16 protein-coding genes are annotated in these 15,014 nt (G+C 52.9%); 12 read left to right on the forward strand and 4 right to left on the reverse strand.

Features of this window, described 5'->3' with window-relative positions; genetic code table 11:
- Positions 1-4: 4 nt before the first annotated feature.
- Positions 5-1,684: a potassium-transporting ATPase subunit KdpA gene (kdpA, locus tag OGX98_RS01215; protein WP_286594717.1), complete on the reverse strand. Its 1,680-nt coding sequence runs from the start codon at positions 1,682-1,684 to the stop codon at positions 5-7.
- Positions 1,684-1,773, reverse strand: a complete 90-nt coding sequence (gene kdpF / locus OGX98_RS01220) for a K(+)-transporting ATPase subunit F (RefSeq protein ID WP_042392117.1) — start codon at positions 1,771-1,773, stop codon at positions 1,684-1,686. Before kdpF ends, kdpA begins: the two co-directional genes overlap by 1 nt.
- Before the next feature lie 308 nt (positions 1,774-2,081).
- Here kdpF and OGX98_RS01225 point away from each other — a divergent pair, with 308 nt between their 5' ends.
- The 4 genes from OGX98_RS01225 to OGX98_RS01240 all read left to right on the forward strand — a co-directional run bounded on the left by OGX98_RS01225 (position 2,082) and on the right by OGX98_RS01240 (position 5,850).
- Positions 2,082-2,288, forward strand: coding sequence for a YbfA family protein (locus OGX98_RS01225; protein ID WP_045441079.1), 207 nt, complete (start codon positions 2,082-2,084; stop codon positions 2,286-2,288).
- A gap of 98 nt (positions 2,289-2,386) precedes the next feature.
- Positions 2,387-3,343 carry a YbgA family protein gene (locus OGX98_RS01230; RefSeq protein ID WP_284096565.1) on the forward strand — a complete coding sequence of 319 codons (957 nt, stop codon included), beginning with the start codon at positions 2,387-2,389 and terminating at the stop codon, positions 3,341-3,343.
- Between the two features lie 24 nt (positions 3,344-3,367).
- Positions 3,368-4,786 carry a deoxyribodipyrimidine photo-lyase gene (gene phrB, locus OGX98_RS01235; protein ID WP_286594718.1) on the forward strand — a complete coding sequence of 473 codons (1,419 nt, stop codon included), beginning with the start codon at positions 3,368-3,370 and terminating at the stop codon, positions 4,784-4,786.
- A gap of 161 nt (positions 4,787-4,947) precedes the next feature.
- Positions 4,948-5,850 (forward strand): Rpn family recombination-promoting nuclease/putative transposase, encoded by a 903-nt coding sequence (locus OGX98_RS01240; RefSeq protein ID WP_286594719.1) that lies wholly within the window; start codon positions 4,948-4,950, stop codon positions 5,848-5,850.
- A gap of 52 nt (positions 5,851-5,902) precedes the next feature.
- On the opposite strand, the gene OGX98_RS01245 is transcribed toward OGX98_RS01240, so the two are convergent.
- Entirely contained in the window at positions 5,903-7,384 is a 1,482-nt protein-coding gene (locus tag OGX98_RS01245; RefSeq protein WP_286493554.1) for an MFS transporter, read from the reverse strand.
- A gap of 289 nt (positions 7,385-7,673) precedes the next feature.
- Between OGX98_RS01245 and ybgI the strand changes: the two genes are divergently transcribed.
- The 8 genes from ybgI to nei are packed head-to-tail and all read left to right on the forward strand — an operon-like array spanning position 7,674 to position 13,970.
- Positions 7,674-8,417: a radiation resistance protein YbgI gene (ybgI, locus tag OGX98_RS01250; protein WP_045449503.1), complete on the forward strand. Its 744-nt coding sequence runs from the start codon at positions 7,674-7,676 to the stop codon at positions 8,415-8,417.
- Between the two features lie 16 nt (positions 8,418-8,433).
- Positions 8,434-9,090 carry a 5-oxoprolinase subunit PxpB gene (pxpB, locus tag OGX98_RS01255; protein ID WP_286594720.1) on the forward strand — a complete coding sequence of 219 codons (657 nt, stop codon included), beginning with the start codon at positions 8,434-8,436 and terminating at the stop codon, positions 9,088-9,090.
- Positions 9,084-10,016, forward strand: coding sequence for a 5-oxoprolinase subunit PxpC (pxpC, locus tag OGX98_RS01260; protein ID WP_045441085.1), 933 nt, complete (start codon positions 9,084-9,086; stop codon positions 10,014-10,016). The genes pxpB and pxpC overlap by 7 nt, the downstream gene beginning before the upstream one ends.
- Positions 10,006-10,740, forward strand: coding sequence for a 5-oxoprolinase subunit PxpA (gene pxpA / locus OGX98_RS01265; protein WP_048221842.1), 735 nt, complete (start codon positions 10,006-10,008; stop codon positions 10,738-10,740). Before pxpC ends, pxpA begins: the two co-directional genes overlap by 11 nt.
- Before the next feature lie 55 nt (positions 10,741-10,795).
- Positions 10,796-11,518 (forward strand): DUF969 domain-containing protein, encoded by a 723-nt coding sequence (locus tag OGX98_RS01270; protein ID WP_045441087.1) that lies wholly within the window; start codon positions 10,796-10,798, stop codon positions 11,516-11,518.
- Complete coding sequence (locus OGX98_RS01275) at positions 11,515-12,510, forward strand: DUF979 domain-containing protein (protein ID WP_200010599.1); 996 nt, start codon at positions 11,515-11,517, stop codon at positions 12,508-12,510. The genes OGX98_RS01270 and OGX98_RS01275 overlap by 4 nt, the downstream gene beginning before the upstream one ends.
- Before the next feature lie 9 nt (positions 12,511-12,519).
- Positions 12,520-13,164, forward strand: coding sequence for a pyroglutamyl-peptidase I (pcp, locus tag OGX98_RS01280; protein WP_048221840.1), 645 nt, complete (start codon positions 12,520-12,522; stop codon positions 13,162-13,164).
- Between the two features lie 14 nt (positions 13,165-13,178).
- Positions 13,179-13,970 carry an endonuclease VIII gene (gene nei, locus OGX98_RS01285; protein ID WP_045441090.1) on the forward strand — a complete coding sequence of 264 codons (792 nt, stop codon included), beginning with the start codon at positions 13,179-13,181 and terminating at the stop codon, positions 13,968-13,970.
- On the opposite strand, the gene OGX98_RS01290 is transcribed toward nei, so the two are convergent.
- Complete coding sequence (locus tag OGX98_RS01290; RefSeq protein ID WP_048221839.1) at positions 13,967-15,013, reverse strand: AbrB family transcriptional regulator; 1,047 nt, start codon at positions 15,011-15,013, stop codon at positions 13,967-13,969. The two genes, nei and OGX98_RS01290, sit on opposite strands and share 4 nt — an antisense overlap.
- Position 15,014 lies beyond the last annotated feature (1 nt).

Raw genomic sequence — 15,014 nt, forward strand, 5'->3', positions numbered from 1 at the left:
TCGCTCAACGTAAAGAGAGGTATTCTGCGACCGGACCAAGCGCCAGAGCAGGAATAAAGGTAAGAGCGCCAACCAGTAACACCGTACCGATTAACAACCCGACAAACAGCGCACCGTGTGTGGGCAGAGTGCCAGGGCTTGCGGGTTGGCTCTTTTTACCGACCAACGACCCGGCAATTGCCATCACCGGAATAATGACGCCGAAGCGCCCGAAGAACATGCAGAAGGCCAGCAGGCAGTTCCAGAATGGGCTGTTGGCGCTTAACCCGGCAAAGGCGCTACCGTTGTTGTTCGCTGCAGACGATACGGCGTACAGCACCTCACTGAAACCGTGTGGCCCAGGGTTGAGCATCGCGCTGCGCCCGGCGTCGCTCATCATGGCAATCGCTGTACCAAGCAGCACCAGTGCAGGGGTAACCAGAATCGCCAGCGCTGTCATTTTCATTTCGCGCACGTCGATTTTCTTACCCAGATATTCCGGGGTACGGCCAATCATCAGTCCGGCGATAAATACGGCCAGCAGAACAAACAGCAGCATGCCGTATAAACCTGAACCCACGCCGCCAAACACCACTTCGCCAATCTGCATCAACCACATTGGCACCATCCCGCCCAGCGCGGTGAAAGAGTCATGCATAGCGATGACCGCCCCGCAGGATGCTGCCGTCGTGACGACCGCAAACAGACTGCTGACCAGCACGCCAAAGCGGCTCTCTTTACCTTCCATGTTGATATTGCTGTCTGCGCCAAACGCCATCAGATGTGAATTACCCTGAATCTCAGCCCACATCACGACCGCCACGCAGATGACAAAAATCAGCGACATTGCCCACAGCAGAGTACGTCCCTGACGGCGATCGCCCACGACGTCGCCAAAAGCAAAGCACAGGGCGGCGGGAATTAAAAAGATCGCCAGCATCTGCACCATGTTGGTCAGTGCGGTTGGATTTTCAAACGGATGTGATGAGTTAGCGTTAAAGAAGCCGCCACCGTTAGTGCCGAGCATCTTAATGGCTTCTTGCGAGGCGACCGGACCCATCGGCAGCAGTTGTTTAGCGCCTTCAAGCGTGGTGAACGCCTGGTAAGGCAACAGGTTTTGCAGCGTGCCTTGCTGTATAAAAAACAGGGCGATGAGCAGAGCAATGGGCAGCAAGATCCATAACGTAATGCGCACCAGATCCACCCAGGCGTTACCCAGCGTGTTCATACTTTGGCGTGTGAAGGCGCGGATCAGGGCGAAAATCACCGCGATGCCGGTTGCCGCTGACAGGAAATTCTGTACGGTTAGCCCGGCCATTTGGCTGAAGTAGCTTAAGGTGGTTTCGCCGCTGTATGACTGCCAGTTGGTATTGGTGACAAAACTCACGGCGGTATTCAGCGCGAGATGCCATGAGAGTCCCGGCAATTGCTGAGGGTTCAGTGGCAGCAAACCTTGCGCCATCAGCATCGAAAACAGCACCAGCAGACCCAACATATTGAGTGCAAGAATTGCCAGCAGATACTGCTTCCAGTTCATTTCGTGTTGCGAAATGCCCAGCCCACGCCAGAGTACACGTTCAATGCCGGTCACGCCCGGCAATGATGCGTCATTGATAAGCCTTGCCAGCCCTGCGCCCAATGGCCTGGCTACAACCAAAAGAACCAGTAAGAAACTGGCGATGAGTAAAAATCCTTGTGCCGCCATCAGAACGCCTCCGCATTGATCAGGGCATACACCAGATAACCTAATAATAAAAACACCAGCACAACGCCGGTTATCACGCCTGCACTCACGGTGCACCTCCAGTGGCATAAATGTGATAACCAGAGCGTAGTTTTTTGGTTGCAAAGATTTCGCAAAAATCGGCGGGCGGGATGTAAAAAAAGTATAAAAATGGCAAAGGCCATTATTTAACTAATGATTAGTATTAATTTAACTTTTATGTAACTAAATTACGAATTTAAGTTAAACGAAGCATCAATAGATAAAAATAAGTGGTCGGATGAGTAGTAAAATTACACACAAGGCGGTATTATTTTCATCAGTTAACCAAGTTTATTTTTCCGGTGCGATTCACCGAACAGATATAGGGGAGAAAAGTATGGATCTTTACAAAGAATATCCAGCACATGTTGTCTTATTACGCCGTACTTTCGCCGTTGTGGCGGGCGTGCTGGCGCTACCGGTCATGCTGTTCTGGAAAGACCGCGCCCGTTTTTACAGCTACCTGCACCGCGTCTGGTCGAAAACCAGCGATAAGCCGGTGTGGATGGATCAGGCTGAAAAAGCGACCTGCGATTTCTATTAATTTATCGAAATTGCTCAAGAAAACCGCTAACAGTAATGTAGCGGTTTTTTTTATGCTCCGACGTCTACACTTATTCAGATAACGGATAAGGAGTTGTGATGAACGAGAAAATCCCGGTGGGTATCAGTGCCTGCTTGCTAGGTGCTAACGTTCGCTTTGATGGCGGACATAAACGGCTGGCTTTTGCCGTGGAAGACCTGTCTCCGTGGGTGTGCTTTGAGCCAGTGTGTCCGGAAATGGCCATTGGATTGCCAGTGCCTCGTCCTGCGTTACGTCTGGTAAAAAACGATGATGGTGCTATTTCTCTGCGTTTTAGCGATAAGCGGGAAGGGAACCTCACTGATGCCATGACGGTTTTCAGTAACCAACAGATCGGGCAGTTTGAACATCTGTGCGGCTACATCGTCTGCGCAAAATCCCCCACCTGCGGAATGGAACGTGTCCGCGTGTACGATGCTGACGGTAAAAATAACCGCAAAGCGGGACGCGGTATCTACACATCATTATTGATGGACGCATATCCGTGGTTGCCAGTAGAAGAGGATGGGCGGTTGCATGACCCGCAAATCCGCGAAAACTTTGTTGAACGAATGTATGCGCTGAATGAACTAAATGGTATTCGTGAGCAAGGGCTGACACGCGGAGCACTGATTGACTATCACAGTCGCTATAAGCTGCTGCTGTTGACGCATTCTCAGCCAGCATATCGGGAGCTCGGGCGTTTTGTGGCAGCGGTTCACGAATGGGAAAGTCTGGATGCCTTTTTTATCGCTTATCGCCAGCAGTTGATGGCTTTGATGTCGCATCAGGCTACCCGGCGTAACCATACTAATGTTTTGATGCACGTTCAGGGGTATTTTCGTAAGCAGCTCAATGCTCGTCAGCGTCAGGAACTCGCAACGCTGATTGATGATTATCGGCGCGCAACGCAGCCACTGCTTGCTCCCGTGACGCTGCTCAAACACTATATGGCAGAATACCCGGATACCTGGCTTTCCGGACAGCGCTACTTTGATCCCTGGCCCGCAACGTTACGTTTGCGCTATGGAAGCTAATTGTCTTATTGATTTGGGAGCTTTATGACCACCCATTTGGTCTGGTTTCGTTGTGATTTACGTCTGCACGATAATCTCGCCCTCGCCGCCGCGTGCCGTGATCCTTCTGCTCAGGTACTGGCGTTATATATTGCCACTCCCGAACAGTGGACGTTACATAACATGGCTCCACGCCAGGCGGCGTTTATTAGCGCTCAATTAAATATGCTACAAACGGCACTGGCAGAAAAAGGCATTCCCCTTCTGTTTCATGAAGTTACCGATTTTTCCGCCAGCGTGGATACAGTAAAAAACGTCTGTGCGCAGCATGATGTCAGCCGGCTTTTTTATAACTATCAGTATGAAATAAACGAACGACAGCGTGATGTAAGTGTGGAAAAGTCATTGCCACACGTGATCTGTGAGGGTTTTGACGACAGCGTGATCCTGCCTCCGGGGGCGGTGATGACCGGCAATCATGAAATGTATAAAGTCTTTACGCCATTTAAAAATGCCTGGCTGAAACGTCTAAAAGACGGTGTTCCTGAGAGTGTTGCCGCGCCAAAGAGACGAGACAGCAGCACTATTTCCGCACCGTTAACCGCAATTACGCTGAGTTATCCGCAGCAGGATTTTGATGTGCGACATTTCCAACCGGAAGAAAAATTGGCTATCGCGCAATTACGTCAGTTTTGCCAGCAGGCTGTCGCGGAATATGAACAACAGCGTGACTTTCCGGCAATTGATGGCACCAGCCGGTTATCCGCAAGTCTTGCAACCGGTGGATTATCGCCGCGTCAATGCCTGAACCGGTTGTTAGCAGAACAGCCGCAGGCACTTGAGGGCGGGAGCGGAAGCGTCTGGTTGAATGAGCTTATCTGGCGCGAGTTTTACCGCCATTTAATGACATACCACCCGGCACTGTGTCGTCATCGTCCCTTTATTCGCTGGACCGATCGTGTTCAGTGGCAGGATAACTCTGCACATTTTCAGGCGTGGCAGACGGGGCAAACGGGATATCCCATTGTGGATGCCGCCATGCGCCAGCTTAACACCACAGGATGGATGCATAACCGTTTACGCATGATTACCGCCAGCTTTCTGGTGAAAGATCTGCTGATTGACTGGCGTAAAGGAGAGCAGTATTTCATGTCGCAACTGATCGACGGCGATCTGGCAGCCAATAACGGTGGCTGGCAGTGGGCGGCGTCAACCGGAACTGATGCCGCGCCGTATTTTCGTATTTTTAATCCAACGACTCAGGGGGAAAAATTCGATCGTGACGGTGAGTTTATCCGCCAGTGGGTGCCGGAATTACGCGAGGTGCCAGGAAAAGCAATCCACGAGCCGTGGAACTGGGCGGAAAAAGCGCAGGTGACTCTCCATTACCCTCGCCCCATTGTCGACCATAAGCAGGCGAGATTAGCCACGCTCGCGGCCTATGAGGCGGCGCGAAAAGGGTGAGTGCGTGGTGGATTTCTGCGTAATGCATTCCAGCAGAATGCACATGTTGCTAGCGGGCGCATTTAGCGCTGAATCGTGTGCGTAAGACCGTTACTGCCTGAATGCACCAGTTACGCCTGGGCAGTAAAGTCCCGTCATCTTCTTTCAGGTGACGGAACACGATGACAACGGCAACGACTTCCACTCCGCATGATGCGGTATTCAAAACGTTTTTACACCATCCCGAAACTGCGCGGGATTTCCTCGAGATTCACCTTCCGGCTTGTCTGCAAAAGCTTTGCGATTTTAATACGTTGAAGCTGGAGTCAGAGAGCTTTATTGAAGCGGATTTACGTTCTTGCTACTCCGATGTGCTCTGGTCGCTGCACACACGCGACGGTGACGGGTATGTCTATGTTGTTATAGAGCATCAGAGTTCAGCCGATCCGCATATGGCTTTTCGTTTGCTGCGTTATGCGATGACGGCCATGCAGCGCCATCTGGACGCCGGACACAAGGAACTGCCGCTGGTAATACCGATGTTGTTTTATCACGGTAACCGCAGCCCGTACCCGTATTCACTGTGTTGGCTGGATGCGTTTGCAGATCCTGTGGCGGCAAGGCAACTCTATGCCAGTGCATTTCCACTGGTGGATATAACGGTAGTACCCGATGATGAAATCCTGACGCACAGGCGAATGGCGTTGCTGGAACTCATGCAAAAATATATCCGTCAGCGGGATTTGATGGGACTGGTAGAACAACTGGCTACGCTGTTACTTACAGGATGCGCTAATGACACGCAACTACAGGCGATGTTTAATTACATTCTGCAATCCGGCGATGCATCTCGCTTCAATGAATTTATGCAAGAGATGGCGCAACGGATCCCCCAACACAAGGAGAGGCTGATGACTATTGCGGAGCGATTACGGTTAGAGGGATTACAGGAAGGGGTACAGCAAGGTAAACGCGAGGCTGCATTACGTATAGCGCAAACAATGCTGGCGCATGGAATAGCTCGTGAAATGGTGTTACTGGTTACAGGTCTGTCGGAAGAGGATTTGGCAGTTAATAATTCGTAATCTCTTGATAAAAAACAGGCCCGAGTCGTAGTACATCATCGGGCCTGTAAACTCAGGACTCTACCGCCAGTGGACGGTTTCTAAACTTAAGTGACTGATACAACCAAATTAGCAGTACCAGCGCGACACAGGCCAGGGCTCCCCAGGTAATCTCGCTAAAGACATCAATATAGGCATTGATGGAATAGTTGATGGCCCCGGAGGCATCAAATGTGCCCTGGGATGTCTGGTCGGCAATCACTCCCGCCAGGTAGTTGGCAATGGCACCCGAAAGCAGCATATAAATACCGGTTAATACGCCGGTAACGCCCGGGATCTCAATGCGCGTAATTTGCGACATCGCGACCGGATCGATAAACAATTCGGCAAATCCCATCACCGCCAGCCCAAGGATCATCAGTGGCATAGAAGAATGCCCGTAAGCTGCTGACCAGCGGGCGCTTAAGGTCAGAATACAAAAACCTGCGCTCATTAATCCCAGACCGAGGGCAAATTTACCCCAGATACGCACAGTGCGGTTGCCACCCACGCTTTCTTTAACCACCCATGCCAGCACGATGCCGCACAGCATCACGGCGAAGGCGTTGACCGACTGGAACATCGCGGTAGGAACGGAATATCCCAGAATGTCGCGATTAACAAAGCGGTCGATATAGAGGCTAATAGAACTGCCGCCCTGTTGAGCAAAGGCCCAGAACAACAGGCTGAAGAAGGTCAGAGTAACGATAAGCCCCAGTTCTTTACGCTGCTTCTGTGTTTGTGCCTGACGGTAGATTTTTGCCAGAACAGCCAGACCAATGACGGTGGCAACGATCAGTGCATACACGGACCACTCTTTCCAGAACAGGACGGTAATCAGCAGCGGAGCTGCCACCAGTAATACCAACAACCAGGCCCAGTTTGGCAGAATAAACGTTCTGGCGCACAGGACAGCTTTGTTGACACCAGTGGTGTGGGCGAAATGGCGGTTTCCGCATAAGAAAATCACCAGTCCTGCCAGCATGCCGATTGCGGCCAGCGCGAAGCCCATGGCCCAGCTGTACTCTTCCTGCACATAGCCACAGGCGATAGGGGCGATAATCGAACCGATGTTACCTGCGGCATAAAGCAGAGAGAAACCGCCGTCGCGACGCGGATCTTCCGGTTGATACAGTTCGCCCAGCAGGCAACTGATGTTGGATTTAAACAGACCGTAACCGCAGACGATAATTGCCAGAGACAAATAGAGAAACGCCGGCGCCATTTCACTGGCACCCAGCACCAGATGCCCCACTGCCATTAAAAATGCGCCAATCATGACTGCCATACGGTTGCCGAGCACTTTATCCGCCAGGTATCCCCCCAGAATTGGGGTGACATACACTAGCGAGCAGTAGGCACTGAAGAGTTCATATGCATGATTATCGTTGTACTTAAGCTGGTTAGTGAGATACAGGATCAGCAGTGCACGCATGCCGTAAAAACTGAAGTATTCCCAAATTTGCAGTGCGACGACGTAATAGATAGCGCGCGGCTGAGATGCTTGTTTATTCATTCTATTCTCGAAGTGAATGCCTCACGACAGGATGAACGTACTGTGTGAGCGTGTTTCCTTGAAATGGTAACTTTGATACAGATCTGATTATTTTTGCAATATGCTGTCTGATTGCATAAATATACATGAATAAAATCTCCTGGTGGTAAGCAATTTACCTTCAAAGTCCATGTGATTGTTTCTTGATGTGTCAGTGAAATGGCTATCGACGAACGGAGGCGGGGACGCTATTTTAGCTTAAGCTGTGTTGCTGATTGGGCATGCAGAATTTTTGACAACGAGGGCGATGATGAAAAACACCGAACTGGAACAACTGATCAACGACAAACTGAACAGCGCGGCCATTAGCGACTACGCGCCGAATGGTTTGCAGGTTGAGGGCAAAGAGACGGTGCATAAAATCGTGACCGGCGTGACCGCAAGCCAGGCATTATTGGACGAGGCAGTGCGTCTGCGGGCTGATGCGGTCATCGTTCATCACGGTTACTTCTGGAAAGGCGAATCCCCGGTTATTCGCGGTATGAAGCGCCATCGTCTGAAAACACTGCTGGAAAATGATATTAACCTGTATGGCTGGCACCTGCCGCTGGATGCGCACCCGGAACTGGGGAATAACGCGCAGTTAGCTGCGCTGCTAGGCATTACCGTGATGGGGGAAATTGAGCCTCTGGTGCCGTGGGGCGAACTCGCTATGCCGGTTCCGGGGTTAGAGCTGGCATCCTGGATAGAGGCGCGCCTGGGACGTAAACCGTTATGGTGTGGTGATACAGGGCCGGAAAAAGTTCAGCGCGTCGCCTGGTGTACCGGTGGCGGCCAAAGTTTCATTGATAGCGCGGCCCGTTTTGGCGTCGATGCTTTTATTACCGGTGAAGTCTCCGAACAAACCATTCACTCAGCCCGTGAGCAGGGGCTGCATTTTTATGCAGCTGGACATCATGCCACCGAACGTGGCGGTATTCGCGCGTTAAGTGAATGGCTGAATGAAAATACTGATTTGGATGTTTCTTTCATTGATATACCCAATCCGGCGTAATTAAAGAGGGGCGAAAGTGCAGCGAGCGCGTTGTTATCTGTTAGGTGAAACTGCGGTGGTTCTGGAACTGGAACCACCGATTACGCTGGCGAGTCAGAAACGTATTTGGGGCCTGGCCCAGCGTCTGGTAGATGCTCCGAATGTGCTGGAAGTCATTCCTGGAATGAACAACATCACGGTGACTCTGCGCAACCCACAAACGCTGGCGCTGGATGCAATTGAACGCCTGCAGCGCTGGTGGGAAGAGAGTGAAGCGCTGGAATCGGATTCGCGCTTTATTGAAATACCTGTTACCTATGGCGGTACGTGCGGACCGGATCTGGCAGAAGTTGCGCAGCATAGTGGATTAAGCCAGAAGCAGGTTGTCGAACTGCATGCGTCAGTTGACTATGTAGTCTGGTTTATCGGCTTTCAGCCGGGATTCCCCTATCTCGGGAGCTTACCGGAGCAACTGCATACACCAAGACGTGCTGAACCGCGCCTGCTTGTTCCGGCAGGTTCAGTTGGCATCGGTGGCTCACAAACCGGTATCTACCCACTATCAACACCAGGAGGATGGCAACTGATAGGGCATACCTCGGTTAAGTTGTTCGATCCGCAGCGGGATGAGCCGATCCTGTTACGGCCAGGGGATACCGTGCGATTTGTCCCGCAGAAGGAGGGGGTATGTTAAAAATCATTCGTGCGGGCATGTATACCTCCGTGCAGGACGGTGGCCGCTACGGTTTTCGGCAATCAGGAATTAGCCACTGTGGGGCGCTGGACAAACCGGCGCTGAACGTAGCCAACCTGCTGGTGGGTAATGACGCAAATGCCGCAGCACTTGAAGTGACGCTCGGTCAGTTGGTGGTGGAATTTGAGGCGGATGGCTGGTTTGCATTAACCGGCGCGGGGTGTGAAGCGCATTTAGACCGTACCCCTGTGTGGAGCGGATGGCGACTGCCGGTTAAAGCCGGGCAACGCCTGATGCTAAAACGCCCGCATCGCGGGATGCGCAGTTATCTGGCGGTGGCGGGTGGCATTGATGTTCCCGAGGTGATGGGCTCATGCAGTACCGATCTGAAAGTAGGTATCGGTGGGCTGGAAGGGCGTCTGTTACGCGATGGCGATCGGCTGGCGATTGGTGTTTCAACGCGACAGTTCAGCGGGCCGCAGGGGGTCAAACAGCTTTTGTGGGGCAACCGTATTCGCGCGTTACCCGGACCTGAATATCACGAATTTGATGACGCATCACAGGCATCATTCTGGCGATCTCCGTGGCAGCTCAGCCCACAGAGTAACCGGATGGGGTATCGATTGCAGGGTCAGCCACTTACACGTACCACCGATCGTGAGCTGTTGTCGCACGGTCTGCTCCCCGGCGTGGTTCAGGTACCGCACAATGGTCAGCCGATTGTGTTGATGAACGATGCTCAGACGACGGGTGGCTATCCACGAATTGCCTGTATCATCGAGGCGGATATGTACCATCTGGCGCAAATCCCTCTCGGCCAGCCGATTCATTTTGTTCAGTGTTCGCTGGAGGAGGCGCTGAAGGCGCGTGCCGATCAGCAACGTTATCTGGAACAGTTAACATGGCGACTTAACGATGAAAATTGATCTGAATGCAGACCTCGGCGAAGGCTGCGCAAATGACGCCGCGCTGTTGCAACTGGTGTCATCAGCCAACATTGCCTGTGGATTTCATGCCGGGGACGCGCAAACCATGCTTTTAAGCGTGCGTGAAGCGCTAAAAAATGGGGTGGCGGTGGGGGCTCATCCAGGTTTCCTGGATCGGGAAAACTTTGGCCGTAGTGCCATGACTTTGCCCACTGAAACGGTATATGCGCAGACGCTGTATCAAATCGGCGCGCTGGCTGCCATCACTCGGGCTGAAGGCGGCGTCATGCGCCACGTCAAACCACACGGGATGCTCTATAACCAGGCGGCGAAAGACCCACAACTGGCTGATGCGATTGCCAGAGCGGTTCATGCCTGCGATCCATCACTTGTGCTGGTGGGACTTGCGGGGAGCGAGCTGATTCGGGCCGGGGAACATTATGGCCTGGTGACACGCCAGGAGGTTTTTGCCGATCGAGGCTATCAGGCAGATGGCAGTCTGGTTCCTCGTAGCCAGCCGGGCGCGCTGATTGAAAATGAAGAACAGGCACTGGCTCAAACCCTGGAAATGGTGCAGTCCGGCAGAGTGAAAAGCCAGACGGGAGAATGGGCGAGCGTGACTGCGCAGACGGTATGTATTCATGGTGATGGTGAGCACGCACTCGCTTTTGCCCGCCGCTTACGTACCGCGTTCGAAGCAGAGAAGATTCAAATTAGCGCATAATTTTTTACATACAAAACAATAACATATTACACAACAACATAGACGGGAATATATTATGGGAGAGGTCATTTCTCTCTGGCCATTGACGGGGATTGCTGTCATTGTGGTCGGATTTCTTTTACGTTTTAACCCGGTATTGGTGGTTATCATTGCCGGGATCGTCACGGGGCTGGCGGCGCATATGCCGATCGCCACGATCCTCGAAAAGTTGGGAGAAGGTTTTCTCAACACCCGCAACCTGCCGTTTATCCTGCTGATCCCTCTGGCGGTTATCGGTCTGCTGGAGCGCCACGGTCTGAAAGAACGTGCTCAGGCATGGATCGCGAAAATCCGCAGCGCCACCAGCGGTCGTCTGTTAATTGTCTATCTCTTTATTCGTGAAGCGACCGCGGCGCTGGGGCTGACAAGTCTGGGTGGCCATCCGCAAATGGTTCGCCCGCTGCTGGCACCTATGGCTGAAGGGGCCGCTGAGAAAAACCATGGTGAATTGCCCGGGTCAGTGCGCTATCGGTTGCGTGCAATGTCGGCGGCGACCGATAACGTCGGGCTGTTTTTTGGTGAAGATATCTTTGTTGCCTTTGGCGCGATCATTTTCATGCACAACTTTATGCTGGAGTCAGGCGGGATCCAGACGGAGCCGTTGCATATTGCCCTGTGGGGGATCCCAACGGCGATTTGTGCGTTCCTGATCCACGGCGCACGCTTGTGGCGCCTTGATAACTACCTGCAACGCGAAGTAGCGAAAGCGAATGCCGCAGCTAAAGGAGAAGCGAAATGAATTTTCAGCAAAGCTATCTCTACTGGCTGGCGGGTGCGGTATTACTGATTGTGGCCGTCATGTCCTGGCAGGACAAAGCGAACCCCCGGCGTTTAACCACCGGTCTGTTCTGGGGCGTGTACGGTCTGCTGTTTCTGCTGGGTGACTGGACGTATTCACTTTTTGGCGATAAACGCACTGTGCATATTGCTGTCGGTGTCGCGGTCGTGTTGCTGGCCCTAATCGCCGGTTTCGGCGGCGTCAAACTGGGAAGCTACCATCAACGTACGCAACAACAGCGCGAAGAAAGCGCCACCCGGTTGGGCAATCGTCTGTTTTTCCCGGCGCTGGCCATTCCGGTGGTTACCGTGATTGGTGTGTTGATGTTTAATCATATTCCGGGCTTACAGGATGCGTTGTTTGGGCCGGGTAACCACGCCACGCTGGTGACGCTCTTTTCGATGACCGCTGGCTCGTTGATCGGCCTGGCAATGGCGATAAAAATGACCCATGAACGGGTACATCAGCCAATTCAGGAAGCTCGTCGTCTGCTGGACTCTATTGGTTGGGCGTTCATCCTGCCACAGATTCTGGCCACGCTGGGGTTGTTGTTTACGGCGGCAGGCGTCGGCAGTGGTATCTCTTATCTAACTCAGGAATACCTCGCGGTGGATAGCCGCTTTATCGCGGTGGCGGTGTACACCATCGGTATGGCACTGCTGACGATGGTTATGGGTAATGCGTTTGCGGCCTTCCCGATTGTGACCGCCGGGATTGGTATTCCGATACTCGTGTTGCAGCATGGCGGTAACCCTGCGGTGATGGCGGCAATCGGCATGTTCTCCGGGTATTGCGGTACGCTGATGACGCCGATGGCGGCGAACTTTAACATTGTGCCGGCGGCATTGCTGGAACTGCCGGATAAGAACGCAGTGATTAAAGCACAGGTGCCAACCGGCGTGCTGTTGCTATTGGTCAACGTATTCCTGATGTATTTCCTGATGTTCCTGTAAGGAGGAAGGATGAAAACGGTACTTATCACCGGATTTGAACCTTTTGGCGGCGAATCAGTTAACCCTTCCTGGGAAGTGGTCTCGGGTCTCGACAATGCTATTATCGGTGAATGTCGCGTTGTGGCACGCCAGCTTCCGTGCGTATTTGGTGAGTCTCTTGCCGTACTCAATGCTGCGATTGACGCGCTGTCGCCGTCGCTGGTACTGGCGGTAGGTCAGGCTGGAGGCCGTACAGATATCACCGTTGAGCGCGTGGCGATCAATGTTGACGATGCACGTATTGCGGATAACCACGGGCAGCAGCCCGTTGATGAACCGATCGTAGCGGATGGCCCGGCGGCATGGTTTAGCACGTTGCCGATTAAAGCGATGGTTGCTGCCATGCGCAGCGCAGGTATTCCTGCATCGGTTTCTCAGACTGCGGGTACCTTCGTCTGCAACCACGTGATGTATGGGCTGCTGCATAAGTTACGTAACACGCCGACAGTGAAGGGGGGATTTATTCATATTCCCTATCTGCCGGAACAAGCGGCGGCGCATCCAGGTGCGCCGAGTATGGCGGCAGAAACGGTGCGTCATGCACTGGAGATTGCGATTGTTACCGCCTTGCAGGTGGATCGTGATATCGCAGTGACGGGCGGAGCAACTCATTAACAAAGGACAGTATTATGCCTGAAGGCCCGGAGATCCGCCGTGCGGCGGATAACCTGGAGGCGGCAGTCAAAGGCAAACCTCTGACGGATGTCTGGTTTGCCTTTGAGCAGTTAAAACCGTATCAATCTCGACTGACTGGACAGAGGGTTACCCATATTGAAACCCGGGGTAAGGCATTGCTGACCCACTTTTCGAATGGTCTGACGTTATATAGCCATAATCAGCTTTATGGCGTATGGCGAGTGATTGAGACGGGGAAAATCCCGGAAACCAACCGGGTATTACGCGTCAGGCTGCAAACGCTCGATAAAACTATTCTGCTCTACAGCGCCTCTGACATTGAAATCCTTACGCCTGAACAGCTAACCAACCATCCGTTCCTGCAACGGGTTGGACCTGATGTGCTGGATCTGCGCTTAACGCCTGATGATGTGAAAGCGCGTCTGCTTTCACCTCGTTTTCGCAATCGGCAGTTTTCCGGTCTGTTCCTGGATCAGGCGTTTCTCGCGGGGTTGGGTAACTATTTACGGGTAGAAATTCTCTGGCAGGTGGAACTGACAGGGCAACATAAAGCCTCGCAACTCAGCGATGAACAGCTCGACAGGCTGGCGCATGCACTGCTCGATATTCCGCGTTTATCTTACAATACGCGCGGTCTGGTTGATGAGAATAAACATCACGGCGCGCTGTTTCGCTTTAAGGTTTTCCATCGGGACGGTGAAGCATGCGAACGTTGTGGCGGTATTATCGAGAAAACGATGCTCTCTTCACGACCTTTTTACTGGTGTCCGGGATGTCAGCATTAAGCTGGCTGCCTGGGGGCATGCTGTGAAATAAACCGCGCCACCGCCGGACCAGTCAATAAAATACTGAACAGCCGCAGGGTCTGCATCGCCATGATCAGCGCCATATCGGCGTGACTTCCTGCGGCAATCACCGCGACACTGTCCACCCCTCCCGGGCTGGTAGCCAGATAAGCGGTGAGGAAGTCGATCCGCATGTAATGCGCCAGTCCCCAGGCCATAGCCGCGCAAATCGCCATCAGTGAAAAAATAGACAACAGGATCTGTGGCAAGGGACGCAGTGCCATAAAAAAGATTTGCTTGTCAAAACCCAGACCAATTTGCCAGCCGATGGCCATGTACGCTATGGCCAGTAGCCATTCCGGCAGTTCAATCACCATTACACCGCCAGCGTTCAGCAATGCACCCACCAGCATTGGCAGCAGCATGACGCCAGAGGGGATGCGCAGTACGCGCCCGGCAATTCCGGCAACGGCGGCCAGTGCCAGGGTACTGAACAGGTTAACACTCAGTGGTGGAAACCAGATGATTTGCTCGCTGACCGTTTGCGCCAGGTCACCCATCACCAGTCGGGTGACCAGCGCCGCCGCGCCTACCACAAGTAAAACCCGCAGATACTGCATGAACGCCACCAGACGAATGTCAGCGCCATAATCCTGCGCCATGGCAACCATCGCCGCCGCTCCGCCTGGAGATGAGCCCCACGCGCCCGTATTACCGGGAAGTTTACTGTAACGTACCAACAACCAGCCTATTGCTGCACTGCTGATAAGGGTTGCCAGCAGAATGACAATCACCACCGGCCAATGCGCTGCCAGCGTCGTAAAAATGGAGCCAGTGAGGTTTTGCGCAATCATACAGCCGAGGATGGCTTGCGCACCAAGAAACGTGCAGCGAGGGGGATGCAGCGAAATACCGCGCATACTGAAAATAATACCGACGATCATCGACCCGAGCAGTAATGGCCCCGGAAGATGGATAAACAGAAAGAGCAGGGAAAGAAGAAGTGACAGTAAAAACAGTGCACTCCACTGCAAAACAGGCATC

It is taken from the genome of Citrobacter sp. Cm046 (genome assembly GCF_030333065.1).
In the GTDB taxonomy this organism is placed as follows: Bacteria; Pseudomonadota; Gammaproteobacteria; order Enterobacterales; family Enterobacteriaceae; genus Citrobacter; species Citrobacter murliniae.

What these genes read in the sequence shown, in the direction of transcription:
- kdpA (WP_286594717.1), bottom strand. Translation starts at nt 1,684, where the DNA reads ATGGCGGCACAAGGATTTTTACTCATCGCCAGTTTCTTACTGGTTCTT.
- OGX98_RS01225 (WP_045441079.1), top strand. Translation starts at nt 2,082, where the DNA reads ATGGATCTTTACAAAGAATATCCAGCACATGTTGTCTTATTACGCCGT.
- OGX98_RS01230 (WP_284096565.1), top strand. Translation starts at nt 2,387, where the DNA reads ATGAACGAGAAAATCCCGGTGGGTATCAGTGCCTGCTTGCTAGGTGCT.
- phrB (WP_286594718.1), top strand. Translation starts at nt 3,368, where the DNA reads ATGACCACCCATTTGGTCTGGTTTCGTTGTGATTTACGTCTGCACGAT.
- OGX98_RS01240 (WP_286594719.1), top strand. Translation starts at nt 4,948, where the DNA reads ATGACAACGGCAACGACTTCCACTCCGCATGATGCGGTATTCAAAACG.
- OGX98_RS01245 (WP_286493554.1), bottom strand. Translation starts at nt 7,384, where the DNA reads ATGAATAAACAAGCATCTCAGCCGCGCGCTATCTATTACGTCGTCGCA.
- ybgI (WP_045449503.1), top strand. Translation starts at nt 7,674, where the DNA reads ATGAAAAACACCGAACTGGAACAACTGATCAACGACAAACTGAACAGC.
- pxpC (WP_045441085.1), top strand. Translation starts at nt 9,084, where the DNA reads ATGTTAAAAATCATTCGTGCGGGCATGTATACCTCCGTGCAGGACGGT.
- pxpA (WP_048221842.1), top strand. Translation starts at nt 10,006, where the DNA reads ATGAAAATTGATCTGAATGCAGACCTCGGCGAAGGCTGCGCAAATGAC.
- OGX98_RS01270 (WP_045441087.1), top strand. Translation starts at nt 10,796, where the DNA reads ATGGGAGAGGTCATTTCTCTCTGGCCATTGACGGGGATTGCTGTCATT.
- OGX98_RS01275 (WP_200010599.1), top strand. Translation starts at nt 11,515, where the DNA reads ATGAATTTTCAGCAAAGCTATCTCTACTGGCTGGCGGGTGCGGTATTA.
- pcp (WP_048221840.1), top strand. Translation starts at nt 12,520, where the DNA reads ATGAAAACGGTACTTATCACCGGATTTGAACCTTTTGGCGGCGAATCA.
- nei (WP_045441090.1), top strand. Translation starts at nt 13,179, where the DNA reads ATGCCTGAAGGCCCGGAGATCCGCCGTGCGGCGGATAACCTGGAGGCG.
- OGX98_RS01290 (WP_048221839.1), bottom strand. Translation starts at nt 15,013, where the DNA reads ATGCCTGTTTTGCAGTGGAGTGCACTGTTTTTACTGTCACTTCTTCTT.